The sequence below is a fragment of the uncultured Phocaeicola sp. genome (assembly GCF_948499155.1).
Classification (GTDB): Bacteria; Bacteroidota; Bacteroidia; order Bacteroidales; family Bacteroidaceae; genus Phocaeicola; species Phocaeicola faecalis.
Genome location: NZ_CAOOSE010000006.1, coordinates 23,595 through 36,032, shown reverse-complemented (window position 1 = coordinate 36,032; position 12,438 = coordinate 23,595). Strand labels below are relative to the sequence as shown.

14 protein-coding genes are annotated in these 12,438 nt (G+C 41.5%); 9 read left to right on the top strand and 5 right to left on the bottom strand.

Features of this window, described 5'->3' with window-relative positions:
- The first annotated feature begins 67 nt into the window (after positions 1-67).
- From QYT14_RS06445 to QYT14_RS06435, 3 genes are all read left to right on the top strand, one after another.
- Positions 68-289 (top strand): immunity 17 family protein, encoded by a 222-nt coding sequence (locus tag QYT14_RS06445; protein ID WP_018452168.1) that lies wholly within the window; start codon positions 68-70, stop codon positions 287-289.
- A complete protein-coding gene (locus QYT14_RS06440) occupies positions 286-1,176 on the top strand; it encodes a LytTR family DNA-binding domain-containing protein (RefSeq protein ID WP_288324534.1) in 891 nt (296 codons plus the stop codon). Before QYT14_RS06445 ends, QYT14_RS06440 begins: the two co-directional genes overlap by 4 nt.
- A gap of 152 nt (positions 1,177-1,328) precedes the next feature.
- Positions 1,329-3,623 carry an outer membrane beta-barrel protein gene (locus QYT14_RS06435; RefSeq protein WP_288324533.1) on the top strand — a complete coding sequence of 765 codons (2,295 nt, stop codon included), beginning with the start codon at positions 1,329-1,331 and terminating at the stop codon, positions 3,621-3,623.
- Positions 3,624-3,697: 74 nt separating this feature from the next.
- On the opposite strand, the gene QYT14_RS06430 is transcribed toward QYT14_RS06435, so the two are convergent.
- Genes QYT14_RS06430 through dnaE form a run of 3 tightly spaced genes read right to left on the bottom strand, consistent with a single transcriptional unit; the run spans position 3,698 to position 8,235 of the window.
- Entirely contained in the window at positions 3,698-4,033 is a 336-nt protein-coding gene (locus QYT14_RS06430) for a hypothetical protein (RefSeq protein WP_237040336.1), read from the bottom strand.
- Positions 4,034-4,070: 37 nt separating this feature from the next.
- Positions 4,071-4,385: a thioredoxin gene (trxA, locus tag QYT14_RS06425; RefSeq protein ID WP_237040337.1), complete on the bottom strand. Its 315-nt coding sequence runs from the start codon at positions 4,383-4,385 to the stop codon at positions 4,071-4,073.
- 52 nt (positions 4,386-4,437) lie between these two features.
- Entirely contained in the window at positions 4,438-8,235 is a 3,798-nt protein-coding gene (gene dnaE, locus QYT14_RS06420; RefSeq protein ID WP_237040338.1) for a DNA polymerase III subunit alpha, read from the bottom strand.
- Positions 8,236-8,426: 191 nt separating this feature from the next.
- Between dnaE and QYT14_RS06415 the strand changes: the two genes are divergently transcribed.
- From QYT14_RS06415 to QYT14_RS06405, 3 genes are read left to right on the top strand one after another with little or no spacing between them, the layout of a single operon-like run.
- Positions 8,427-9,113 carry a phosphatidylserine decarboxylase family protein gene (locus tag QYT14_RS06415; protein ID WP_237040339.1) on the top strand — a complete coding sequence of 229 codons (687 nt, stop codon included), beginning with the start codon at positions 8,427-8,429 and terminating at the stop codon, positions 9,111-9,113.
- A gap of 10 nt (positions 9,114-9,123) precedes the next feature.
- A complete protein-coding gene (locus QYT14_RS06410) occupies positions 9,124-9,831 on the top strand; it encodes a CDP-alcohol phosphatidyltransferase family protein (protein ID WP_237040340.1) in 708 nt (235 codons plus the stop codon).
- Positions 9,832-9,883: 52 nt separating this feature from the next.
- Positions 9,884-10,174 (top strand): DUF4834 family protein, encoded by a 291-nt coding sequence (locus QYT14_RS06405; RefSeq protein WP_237040341.1) that lies wholly within the window; start codon positions 9,884-9,886, stop codon positions 10,172-10,174.
- A 20-nt stretch (positions 10,175-10,194) separates the two neighbouring features.
- Here the strand turns inward: QYT14_RS06405 and QYT14_RS06400 are convergent, their stop codons facing one another.
- Both QYT14_RS06400 and QYT14_RS06395 read right to left on the bottom strand, forming a co-directional pair.
- The gene (locus QYT14_RS06400) at positions 10,195-10,629 is read right to left on the bottom strand and encodes a nucleoside deaminase (RefSeq protein ID WP_237040342.1); all 435 of its coding nucleotides are present in this window, start codon (positions 10,627-10,629) and stop codon (positions 10,195-10,197) included.
- 7 nt (positions 10,630-10,636) lie between these two features.
- A complete protein-coding gene (locus QYT14_RS06395; protein WP_237040343.1) occupies positions 10,637-10,870 on the bottom strand; it encodes a hypothetical protein in 234 nt (77 codons plus the stop codon).
- A gap of 75 nt (positions 10,871-10,945) precedes the next feature.
- Here QYT14_RS06395 and QYT14_RS06390 point away from each other — a divergent pair, with 75 nt between their 5' ends.
- The 3 genes from QYT14_RS06390 to QYT14_RS06380 are packed head-to-tail and all read left to right on the top strand — an operon-like array spanning position 10,946 to position 12,434.
- Positions 10,946-11,311: a YraN family protein gene (locus QYT14_RS06390; RefSeq protein ID WP_237040344.1), complete on the top strand. Its 366-nt coding sequence runs from the start codon at positions 10,946-10,948 to the stop codon at positions 11,309-11,311.
- An 18-nt stretch (positions 11,312-11,329) separates the two neighbouring features.
- On the top strand, positions 11,330-11,689 hold the full coding sequence (locus QYT14_RS06385; RefSeq protein WP_237040345.1) for an MmcQ/YjbR family DNA-binding protein: 360 nt from the start codon (positions 11,330-11,332) through the stop codon (positions 11,687-11,689).
- On the top strand, positions 11,673-12,434 hold the full coding sequence (locus QYT14_RS06380) for a biotin--[acetyl-CoA-carboxylase] ligase (RefSeq protein WP_288324531.1): 762 nt from the start codon (positions 11,673-11,675) through the stop codon (positions 12,432-12,434). The genes QYT14_RS06385 and QYT14_RS06380 overlap by 17 nt, the downstream gene beginning before the upstream one ends.
- Positions 12,435-12,438 lie beyond the last annotated feature (4 nt).

Here is a 12,438-nt window from a genome sequence, read left to right as displayed (position 1 = left end):
TATTTGGAATGACGGAGTTCATAATAAGGAGCCATGTGTTCCTTACTTACAATGACACTATACAAAAATGGGAATGCATTATATTATACAAGGAATATTTGTATTGGTGGGTTTACTTGCCATCCTAGCTTCCTTACTCAACTGGGAATGGTTTTTCACCGCGCATAATACACAATTTATTGTCCACAACGTAGGCCGCCAACGTGCACGCTTATTTTACGCTTTATTAGGACTGATGATGATAGCCACCGGCGTTTACTTCTTCCTTAATGTACAAGGTATCGTATGATAAAGTTAAAGGAATACCTGAACCGCCCTACCTATGCAGTAGATAAGCCATGGACACTTGCATTAGTGAATGCCACCACCGTAGGATTGATTCTTGCTGTTTTCGAACCTTTTCATTACAGATTAAACAGTGTCATTCAATTTGGAGTATTATGTGTTTTTATCGGACTTGCATTCATTGCTTCCGTTCTAGGATTCGTTGTAGCCCCTAAACTGTTCAAGCGTTTTTATGATCCTGAACAATGGACTATAAAGAAAAACATCATACACTGCTTCTCCTTCTTATTGTTCATGGGAGTCTGCACCTTTATCTACGACCATTATTTTCTCATTAAAGCCAACTTTTGGGATGATTTGGGGACACCCGGATTCTACAAGATACTTTGCATTGATATGCTTGCGGCATTCACTATCGGTGCAATTCCACTTACTTTTGGTCTTTTCATTGTAGAAAACAATGCCTTGAAACGTAACCTGTTGGAAGCACAAAAGCTGAACAAAGCGCTTTCCGAACGACATAAAGACGAAAAAGGAAGCAATGAAATGATTACTCTTTCAGGAGAGACAAAAGACTCCGTCACCCTGTTGCCCCAAAATATTTTCTATATGGAAGCATCTGGGAATTATGTCGATATTTATTATAAAGAAGAAGGGAAAGAGAAACACAAACTTCTACGATCCACCATTAAACAGATGGAAGAAGCAATGCAGCCTTTCGAATACTTCGTCCGTTGCCACCGAGCCTACATTGTCAATATTAATCATATCATACACATCAGTGGGAATGCGCAAGGTTATCGTTTAAACCTAACCGAAACAACCGAAGAAATTCCTGTATCCCGTACTTACCTGAAGAATCTGAAAAAACTGAAAGATATTATAAACTAGCCGTCAGACCTTGTCTTTTATCCCAGAAACATGGGATAGAACGCATCAATAAGTGTTTTATCACTAAACATTGATGTATATCCCTATTATTTGCCCTATTTCTTGCCCACTCTTACTTTTGCTGGAAATAAATCACGAAAATTATCAGCAAAATGAAAAAGAATGTAATTAAAGGAACAAGTATTTGTGTACTATTATTCTTGGTAACAGCAACCAATCTCATGGCTCAGCATATCTGTGGCACAGTAACAGATATGCAAAATCAACCGATAGGATTCGCCAATATCGTTTTATTATCAGCCCGCGATTCTTCATTCATTCAAGGAAGTATCAGCCAAGAAGACGGCAGTTTCGAAATAATTGCCCCATCTCCGAACACATATATAATAAAGGTATCTTCCATAGGATATCAAACCACATATCAAAAGGCCCAAAACAGCAAAAAGGAACACATAGTTTTGTCCAATGATACGTTTATATTGGAAGGAGTGGTCATTACCGCCAAACGTCCCGACTATCAAATAAAGGACGGCAACCTTGTTACCCGCATTGAAAATAGCCTTTTAAGTAAATCAGGAACAGGAAATGATGTACTGAAACACATTCCGGGAATACAAGAAAAAGAAGGAAAATTCACAGTATTTGGTAAGGGCACACCAACTATCTACATCAATGGCAGAGAAATACGTGACCTTTCCGAACTTGACCGGTTAAGTTCAGCAGAAATTCGACAAGTGGAAGTCGTCACGAATCCGGGAGCAAGATATAAAGCAGATGCAAAAGCAGTAATCCGTATTAAAACAGTAAGACAAAGCGGTGACGGAATAGGAATTGACGTTCGTTCCACTTGGGGACAGTCTGAAAACAGCAGACTGAATGAGCAGTTAAACCTGAACTACCGACATAACAGCCTTGATATTTTTGGAACTTTCCAATATATACACAATGAATATTTACTCACCCGCCGCGTCACCCAAGATATTTTTGTCGATACCTTATGGCAGCAGAAAAATATCATGAAAGAAGCTTCCCTATACAACAATTATAAAGGAGAGTTAGGAATGAATTACCAAATCAATAATAATCAATCTGTAGGTATCCGTTATTCACTGTCTGCTTCACCTAAAGATAAAGTGTGGTATAAAGCAGAAAGTGAGATTCTTGCCAATGGAGATTATTATGACCATTTATTGAGTAGTAGCAACAGTATAACAGTAAAAAAGCCGTCACAACAAATAAATGCATATTATTCAGCCACCTTCGGCCAACTGACTATTGACTTCAATGCCGATGCACTATGGAGTAAAGTAAGAACCACAAACGAAATAGAGGAAACCAGTCACAAACAAGCAAGCCGCATGATACAATCAACAAATAAAGTAGACAACAAACTTTATGCAGGAAAATTGCTTTTCAGCTATCCTATAGCTGAAGGTACATTCTCATTTGGTTCCGAATATACCCATACCCACCGTTATGACCTATTTGCCAACCCACAGGAAATACTTCCTACTACTGATAACCATATTAAAGAAACTCATACCGGATTCTTTGCGGAATACAACCGCTTCATAAAAATCGCATACCTGAATATTGGATTACGTTATGAACATATATCTTCGGAGCACTCCTATAGCAACTTCTTCCCTAATATCTCGTTAGCTACACAAATAGGCAAATTTCAGACCCAACTAAGCTATACTACTAAAATCAAACGCCCTTTCTACAACCAACTATCCAGTAATATGAGATATATGAACCGGTTTACCTATATGAGTGGTAACCCAGATTTAAAACCTGAAACAATCCATGACCTCACCTTATCCGGCAGCTACAAATGGCTACAGTTTATGATAAGCTACCAACGCGAAAAAGATGTAATTCTCTATATTACAGAACAATACGAAAAGAATCCCGCTATTACCACCGTTACCCACCGTAACTTCAACCGTATAGATAATTTCTCTACATTCCTGACTGCTTCCCCTGCAATCGGCAGCTGGCACCCCCAACTCACAGTAGGTGTACAAAAACAATGGGCAAAAATAGAGCATAACGGAGAAACACTTCAAATGGATACCCCCTTATTCTTCTGTACACTCAACAACGGCATCCAACTGCCATATCATTGGACTCTAAGTGCAGACATAAACTTCCAAAGTAAAGGGGATTATCAGAATATCTATATGTATCAAAATGTATTCATGATGAACGCCACACTCACCAAATCGTTTCTCAACGAGCACTTATCCATTCATTTACAAGGTATAGACCTGACTCATGGACGCAAGGACGGTAACCGAATTTATAATAAACACATGAATATGGATGTAGCCAATGTTTCTGACAGTCGTGAACTTCGTTTCACTATCCGTTACAAATTCAATACGGCAAAGAGCAAATACAAAGGGAAAGGAGCTGCAGCAGAAGAAATAAAACGATTATAATATACAGAATGCGCATCCTCTATATAAAGGAGATGCGCATTCACTTTTTTATTGTTCTATCAAAAAGGCAAGTATCAGTCTACTTGTCCCAAAGAATTTCCATATTCCATTTCACCCTGCACCACGAAGAACACATCATCGGCTTCATAAGGGCCCATACCGTCATTCGCAGCTTCTTTGACTACGTAATTCACGATTTCATCCTGATCGATATTGATGTATCCTTCCGCATCCGGCTCTACATCCAGACAACCACTGGTGGTATAATAGTCAACAATCACATCGAGGATGTAATACAAATCATCGTCCGTGAACTTGTCCTTCAAATCCTGAGGCAGATAGTTTTTGATAAATTCTATCGTTTTTGCATCATCCTCATCTTCCAATAAGAAATCGTCTTCCATTCCCATAGTTCTAATATATTAAGGGGTGAATATTCTCTGTTGATTAAAGTAAAGCTTTCAATTTTTCTTCCAATTGAGCTTTGGTAACTGCACCGACAGTCTTGTCCTGTACTTCACCATCTTTGATGAACAGAACGGTAGGGATGTTACGAACACCGAATCTGCCTGTCAACTCGTCATTGTCATCAACATTACATTTGCCGACAACGACCTGATCTTTATACTGTTCAGCCAAAGCTTCAACATCCGGAGCAATCTTTTTACAAGGTCCACACCATGTTGCCCAAAAGTCAACTACCACCGGTTTTCCTGCTTTCAGCAATTCATCGAAATTGCTATCTTTAATTTCTAGTGCCATAATTGTAATACTCTTACTTTATATTATATGAATTGTTATCTGCGCAAATATACTAATTTATTTTATAGGAGAGCATCGGTTGGCTCTTTAAATATGCCATTATATCTTTTTGAACCGTAATCTTTATCATGCGAGACATCAAATTGACATACATCTGACCATCTTCATCCTGTACATGGAAATAAAGTTCCGCATTGCCGGGGTTTGCCTTCACCAAAGCCGCAAACTCTTCAATCATCTCTTCATCAATGGCAGACAAAGGGGCAGTCACCGTCAACTTTTCAATAATCTTTTCTTTCACCTCAGGCAAAAGTTCAATTGAGTTTATCTTTATTTCCCATTCCTCCTGCCGCCACTGCTTCGGCTGGCATTTTCCTCTCAGGAACAAGAACATACCGTTCATGAAAAAGTTTTTCTTTTCCACCCATTCATTACCGAAGAAAGCAAATTCGGCAGAACCGCTATAATCTTCCATCTTCGCAATGCCATACGGTTTACCGGTCTTGGTGTAACCCTCGCGGACTCCGGTTACAATACCTCCCATTGTCACATCTTTGTTTTGAAGCGGAGTCAGATCGGTCAATTCAATCATGTGAGTATTGCATACATTCTCCAAAATAACAGCATACTCATCTAATGGATGGGCCGAAAGATAAATCCCTACCAAATCACGCTCTTTGTTGAGACGTTCCAAATCTCCCCATGTCGGTGCCGGAACTATTTCAGGAGTCGCTACTTCTATCTGGTTCTCACCGCCAAACAAAGAGTTGGATGCGGCAGCCTTATCCATTTGATATTTATTTCCATAACGTACCAATACTTCTGTAAAGGTTTCGTCTTTGGCATTCTTCACAAAGAAATCTTCACGCTTGATGCCGGGGAAACTGTCAAACGCACCTGCCAAAGCCAGATTTTCAATATTCTTACGGTTACAAGCCGAGAGGTTTACACGCTGAACGAAATCAAAGATATCTTTATATTCTCCGTTTCTCTCCCGTTCTTCCAGAATGGAGTGAACTGCACTTTCTCCTACACCTTTGATAGCTCCTAAACCAAAACGAATATCCCCCTTGCGGTTTACTGAGAACTTCAGATAACTTTCGTTCACATCCGGACCTTTGGTCATGATTCCGGTCGCTTTACTTTCGTCCATCAGCTTCGTGATTTCAGTAATGTTCGAAATATTCCGGCTCATGGTAGCCGCCATATATTCTGCCGGATAATTCGCTTTCAGATAAGCAGTCTGATAGGCTACCCACGAGTAACAGGTGGCGTGCGATTTATTGAATGCATATGATGCAAACTTTTCCCAGTCTGCCCAAATCTTCTCAAGCACTTTCGGGTCATGCCCATTCTTCTGACCACCCGAAATAAACTTCGGTTTCATGTGGTCCAGTTTATCCCGCAGTTTCTTACCCATCGCTTTACGCAAAGCATCAGACTCACCGCGAGTAAAATCAGCCAGCAAACGTGACAGCAGCATGACCTGTTCCTGATACACTGTAATACCATAGGTATCCTTTAAGTATTTCTCCATGATAGGAATATCATACTCAATAGGCTTACGCCCGTGTTTACGGTCGATAAAGTCAGGAATATAATCCATAGGCCCCGGACGATAAAGGGCATTCATGGCAATCAGGTCTTCAAAAGTACTCGGCTCGAGTTCACGCAAGTATTTCTGCATACCGGCAGACTCGAACTGGAAAGTACCGATTGTCCGTCCTTCGCTATACAGTTCATAGGTAGCAGGATCACAGATATCCACTTCATCAATGTCGAGCGTTATACCCTTACTATGCTTGATATTTTCTACCGCCTCCTTAATGATAGACAGAGTCTTCAACCCAAGGAAGTCCATCTTAATCAAGCCGGTATCTTCAATGACCGAACCTTCATACTGGGTAACCAGCATTTTCTCTCCGGTTTCCTTATCGTCCGCCGTACTTACCGGAACCCAATCTGTTATATCATCCCTACATATAATAGTACCGCACGCGTGCACTCCCGTGTTGCGGACATTCCCTTCCAACATCTTGGCATATTTAATCGTATCGCGCAAAATCGGGTCGGGTGACACTTCTGCCGCCTGCAACTCGGGAACGTATGCAATGGCATTGGGCAGATTCATTTTCTTATCAGGTATTTTATCGGGAACCAGCTTACACAAACGGTCGGACTCCGACAACGGCAACTTCTGTACACGGGCAACATCCTTGATGGCCAACTTCGTTGCCATTGTACCGTAAGTAATGATATGAGCCACTTTTTCCTGACCATACTTTTCCGTTACCCAGTTCAACACGCGTCCACGCCCGTCATCATCAAAATCCACATCAATATCAGGCAAAGAGATACGGTCGGGATTCAAAAAACGCTCGAACAGCAAATCATAGGCAATAGGGTCAATCTTAGTGATACCCAAGCAATAAGCCACAGCCGAGCCGGCTGCAGAACCACGCCCCGGCCCCACAGATACATCCAGTTCCTCACGGGCTGCACGAATAAAGTCCTGCACAATCAGGAAGTATCCCGGGAAACCCATGGTTTTCATAATATGAAGCTCAAACTTGATTCGCTCCTGCACCTCCTCGCTCAGTACTTCTCCATAGCGTTTGTGAGCTCCTTCCAATGCGAGTTTTTTCAAATAATCCGCTTCCAGTTTGATACGGTAAAGCTTATCATAGCCACCCAGTTTTTCTATTTTGGACTTAGCGGCATCCTCACTCATCACCACATTACCATTTTCATCCTGCGTAAATTCATCGAACAAATCCTTTTCCGTGTACTTTTTCCGATACTCTTCCTCTGTTCCAAAATCCTCCGGAATGGCAAAAGTAGGCATAATCGGGGCATGGTCGATACTGTAAAACTCCACCTGATTACAAATATCTACCGTATTCGACAGTGCTTCGGGTACATCGGCAAATATTTCATTCATTTCCGCACGCGTCTTCATCCATTCCTGCTTAGAATAAAGCATACGGTTAGGGTCATCCAAGTCTTTTCCCGTGCTCAAGCAAATCAAACGGTCGTGTGCTTCGGCATTCTCCTCATCTACAAAGTGAACGTCATTGGTGCACACCAGCTTCACATTATATTTCTTAGAATACTCTATTAATTTCTCGTTGGCAATCTGTTGCAACTTATACGCTTCGTGATTGGCACGAGGCACAGTAGCCTTATGACGTTGTAACTCCAAATAAAAGTCATCGCCAAAAACGCGTTTATACCATTGGATAGCCTCTTCAGCCTCTTCATACTTTCCGGCAATGATATTCTTAGGCACTTCACCGGCAATACAAGCCGTGCAGACAATCAGTCCTTCGTGATATTTCTCCAATTCCACACGATCGGTACGCGGACGCATATAAAATCCTTCCGTCCATGCTTTAGATACCAACTTAATAAGATTATGATACCCTTTTTCATTCTTGGCAAGCACCACCAAGTGATAACCGCTTTGATCCGGTTTTCCCTCCTTATTAAATAGACGACGGCGTGCCACATACATTTCACAACCGAAGATAGGCTTGAACAATTTCTTCTTCGCCGCTTCCAATTGCTCCCTGCATACAGCCAACTCAGCCTCGGGATTATCACATTCCACCGTACCTTTTTCCAGTCCGGCTATCTTCTTCTTCAAATCCTTTATCTCGCCGTTGGTTCCTCCATTCTTCTTATTTACATAGTTAAAGAATTCCTTTATACCGAACATATCACCATGATCGGTCACCGCTATTCCTTTCATACCGTCAGCAATCGCCTTATCGACCAAACGCGAAATAGACGCTTGCCCGTCAAGAATAGAATACTGGGTATGGACGTGTAAATGGACAAAATCCTGCATAATTTCTCCTCTCCTAAAAATTCGGTTAAAGATACTCCGCTTTCACAAAACCTGCAAAAAGATAAAGAAGAAGTTATCAACATTCGCTTTTTTTATCTTAAAAGTGACAGAAATAGGCATTTCTAACAACTTTTATTTGCAGGGTTTTCAAAATAAGTATATTTTTGCACGATAATTGGTCTTCTTATATCATGAACCGACTGAAGAAATTAAAGAAAATAAGACTACATAGAGAAGGAACGGAGATTTTAATTGCAAGTGCTTTATTACTGGCGGGCATTAATGCGTTAGTGTTTTGGGCATTTGACTGCAAAATCCTGTTCTACCTATTGGCTACAGCAAGTATCATCGTCTACTTGTTAATGGTTAACTTTTTCCGTTGTCCTATCCGTTTATTCGAACACGATACCGAGAAAATAGTTGTTGCACCTGCCGACGGCAGAATAGTAGTAATCGAGGAAGTAGACGAACATGAATATTTTCACGACCGCCGTTTAATGATTTCCATCTTTATGAGTATTGTGAATGTTCACGCCAACTGGTATCCGGTGGACGGAGTAGTAAAACATGTAGATCATCACAATGGCAAGTTCATGAAAGCATGGCTTCCGAAAGCCAGCACGGAAAATGAACGCTCCACGGTGGTTATCGAGACCCCCGAAGGACATACCGTTATGGCACGTCAGATTGCCGGAGCCGTCGCACGCCGTATTGTCACTTACGCAGAAGTAGGAGAAGACTGCTACATTGACGAGCACATGGGATTTATAAAATTCGGTTCACGTGTAGATGTTTACCTGCCGCTGGGCACTGAAGTATGTGTCAAAATGGGACAAGCAACCGTCGGAAACGAAACCGTCATTGCTAAACTAAAATAAAAAAGACCTAATGGCAAACTGTATTACACGCCACATACCCAACACTGTAACTTGTTGCAACTTATTTTCCGGCTGTATTGCCAGCGTAATGGCATTTAAAGGAAACTACGAACTGGCGATTACCTTTATTATAATAGGAGCTGTATTTGATTTTTTCGACGGCATGCTGGCACGCCTGCTCAAAGTTTCGGGACCGCTTGGCAAAGAACTTGATTCGCTGGCAGACGATATTACATTCGGTTTTGCGCCTGCCGCCATTGTTTTCTCCCTGTTTAAAGAAGTACATTATCCCGATTTCCTGTCACCCATAGCAGGATATATGCCTTACACTGCGTTTCTCATAGCTGTTTTCTCAGCCTTGAGGCTGGGAAAGTTCAATATCGACCCGCGTCAGAGCAGTTCGTTTATAGGTATGCCGACCCCGGCCAATGCATTGTTCTGGGGCTCCTTGGTAGTGGGTGGCCACTCCTTTTTGATATCCGATTCTTTCAATGCGATATACTTATTCATTTTAGTCCTAATCATGTCTTTACTGCTGATTGCTGAAATTCCGATGTTCTCATTAAAGTTCAAGAATTTGACATGGAGTCAGAACAAAGTGAGCTATATATTCCTGATAGTATGCATTCCTTTACTGATTATTTTCAAAATCAGCGGCTTTGCAGCCGTCATTATCTGGTATATCATTCTATCTCTTTTAACTAAAAAAAGAGCGTAAACAATATGCGTGGCACACTTGTTGTACGTGATATACTAAAAAAGAAATTACTATGTTTGGATTTTTAAGTTTTCTACTTATTCTTTTCTTGCTGATTATCTTTATCGGCTTTTCTATTCTAGGCAATATTATGCGCGTATTGTTTGGTGGCGGAAGCAAACGCGGCAATTATCAAAGCCATACATATACTAATCACGAAAGTTTCAACAGACAACGACAAGACAGCAATGACAGCTATACCGAAACCGACCCGGCTTCGGACACACACCGAAAGTCAAAAGGCAATAAAAAGAAGATATTTGGTGATGACGAAGGAGAGTACGTCGATTTTGAGGAACAATAAGCAACCCTCTCCTATTCCGGTTATCGCCTTTTCTTAAAGAAATCTTTCATCAATCGGGCACATTCATCCGCGAGTACTCCTTTTATCACTACAGTCTTCGGATGTAAAGCATCAGGTGCATACTTTTGATAGCCGCGCTTATCATCTGCAGTCCCGAAAACCAATTTACCCATTTGTGCCCATGCTATAGCTCCGGCACACATCACACACGGCTCCACCGTGACATACAGCGCACATTCATTCAGGTATTTACCGCCCAGATTATTGGCAGCAGCCGTGATAGCCTGCATCTCGGCATGAGCTGTCACATCGTTCAACGTCTCTGTCAGGTTGTGTCCTCGCCCAATGATACGGTCACGACAAACAACGACAGCGCCTACCGGCACCTCCCCCGATGTAAACGCTTTCTGCGCTTCCATTAAAGCTTGCTTCATATAAAAAGTATCATCTGCCATATTCACTTTACCGTCTCATATCATGTTCGTTGAATAATGTAGGATAATCTTCCTCCATCTTTTGATGAATAAAAGTTAACACCGTTTCACGCAGCCAACGAGCTTTGTTTGTTATCTTATACTTCTTAAGATAACAATCCACTATCTTTAGTTCCTCTTCGCTCATCAAGCACACCATACGTTGCTTCCTTTTAGGCGTAGAAGCGGGGACTTTTACTCTCTTTTTTACGTTGTTTGCCATATTCTCTGCAAAATTAGCTTTACTTCTGTAAATACAAAACATAAAAATGAGTATTTTTGTGCAAAATGTAACAGAATGGCAGAACACAACGAATTTGGCAAAGAAGGGGAAGCAGCGGCAGCCGAGTTTCTGACAGAAAAAGGCTACTCCATCCTTCACCGTAACTGGCGATGTGGCAAGAAAGAATTAGACATTGTAGCCGAATACAACAATGAGCTAATCGTTGTAGAAGTAAAGTCGCGCAAAGACATACGGTTCGGTAATCCGGAAGAGGCTGTCAACAACAGAAAAATCCGACATATTATAGCCTCAACCGATGCCTATCTCCGCAAATTTGCCATCGACCTGCCTGTTCGCTTTGACATTATAACAGTGGTAGGACAAGAAGCACCTTTTCAAATAGAACATATTGCCGATGCTTTCTATCCGCCTATTTGGTGATATTATACTTATTTATATATGGACATAGAAACAATCCGCGATTATTGCCTCGCCAAAAAAGGAACTACAGAAGGCTTTCCTTTCGGAGAGGATATTTTAGTGTTTAAAGTAATGGGAAAGATGACTGCCTGCATTTGGCTGGGACAACCCGACCTAATCACACTGAAATGTGACCCCGAATATGCCATTGAGCTGCGCGACCGTTATCCGGGAATAGAAGGCGCTTACCATTTCAATAAGAAATATTGGAATCAAGTATCGCTGAAAGGAGATATCGACGACAAATTGATTTTAAGTCTGATAGACCATTCATACGAAGAAGTCATCAAGAAATTCACTCGTAAACTAAAACAAGAATACAATGAATTACCCGACTAGCCCGACAGTCTCCATACTGAAAGAAAAAGAAACCGACTCTACCAATAACCGGCTTGCGCAACTGTGCGACCGGGAAGATATAAAAGAGTTTACCACCTTGTTGGCCGACAAACAAACTGCAGGCAAGGGGCAACGTGGCAATTCGTGGGAATCTGCCACCGGCATGAACCTCACTTTCAGCACCGTGCTCTATCCCATAACCCTAAAGGCACGTGAACAGTTCATACTTTCCATGCTTATAGCTTTGTCCATCTACGACACATTGAGCGACTATGCCGAAGGGTTCAGCATCAAATGGCCAAACGACATTTACTGGAAAGACAAGAAAATATGCGGCATTCTGATAGAGAATGAATTGGAAGGAGCTTATCTGGTTCGTTGCATTGCAGGTATCGGCGTGAATATCAACCAAGAACATTTCATCTCTTCCGCCCCCAATCCGGTTTCACTGAAGCAGATACTGGGACGGGAGACAGACAAGTCGGAGGTATTGGAAAGTATTCTGAAAAGACTGCTTTCCTATTATATCCCATTGATGACTCAAGAACCGAATATTAAGGAAAACATTCATTCCGATTATCTGAACGCACAATATCGCCATAAAGGAATGTATCTTTACAGAGATGAAAACGGAGAATTTAAAGCAAGCCTCGAAACAATAGAGCCGGACGGACACCTCCTGTTGAAAGATGAAAAAGGTATGCTCCGAAAATACGCATTCAAAGAAGTGCAATACATCATATAACAAT

Coding starts and splice junctions, on each gene's coding strand:
- QYT14_RS06445 (WP_018452168.1), top strand. CDS start 68: ATGGGAATGCATTATATTATACAAGGAATATTTGTATTGGTGGGTTTA.
- QYT14_RS06440 (WP_288324534.1), top strand. CDS start 286: ATGATAAAGTTAAAGGAATACCTGAACCGCCCTACCTATGCAGTAGAT.
- QYT14_RS06435 (WP_288324533.1), top strand. CDS start 1,329: ATGAAAAAGAATGTAATTAAAGGAACAAGTATTTGTGTACTATTATTC.
- QYT14_RS06430 (WP_237040336.1), bottom strand. CDS start 4,033: ATGGGAATGGAAGACGATTTCTTATTGGAAGATGAGGATGATGCAAAA.
- trxA (WP_237040337.1), bottom strand. CDS start 4,385: ATGGCACTAGAAATTAAAGATAGCAATTTCGATGAATTGCTGAAAGCA.
- dnaE (WP_237040338.1), bottom strand. CDS start 8,235: ATGCAGGATTTTGTCCATTTACACGTCCATACCCAGTATTCTATTCTT.
- QYT14_RS06415 (WP_237040339.1), top strand. CDS start 8,427: ATGAACCGACTGAAGAAATTAAAGAAAATAAGACTACATAGAGAAGGA.
- QYT14_RS06410 (WP_237040340.1), top strand. CDS start 9,124: ATGGCAAACTGTATTACACGCCACATACCCAACACTGTAACTTGTTGC.
- QYT14_RS06405 (WP_237040341.1), top strand. CDS start 9,884: ATGTTTGGATTTTTAAGTTTTCTACTTATTCTTTTCTTGCTGATTATC.
- QYT14_RS06400 (WP_237040342.1), bottom strand. CDS start 10,629: ATGGCAGATGATACTTTTTATATGAAGCAAGCTTTAATGGAAGCGCAG.
- QYT14_RS06395 (WP_237040343.1), bottom strand. CDS start 10,870: ATGGCAAACAACGTAAAAAAGAGAGTAAAAGTCCCCGCTTCTACGCCT.
- QYT14_RS06390 (WP_237040344.1), top strand. CDS start 10,946: ATGGCAGAACACAACGAATTTGGCAAAGAAGGGGAAGCAGCGGCAGCC.
- QYT14_RS06385 (WP_237040345.1), top strand. CDS start 11,330: ATGGACATAGAAACAATCCGCGATTATTGCCTCGCCAAAAAAGGAACT.
- QYT14_RS06380 (WP_288324531.1), top strand. CDS start 11,673: ATGAATTACCCGACTAGCCCGACAGTCTCCATACTGAAAGAAAAAGAA.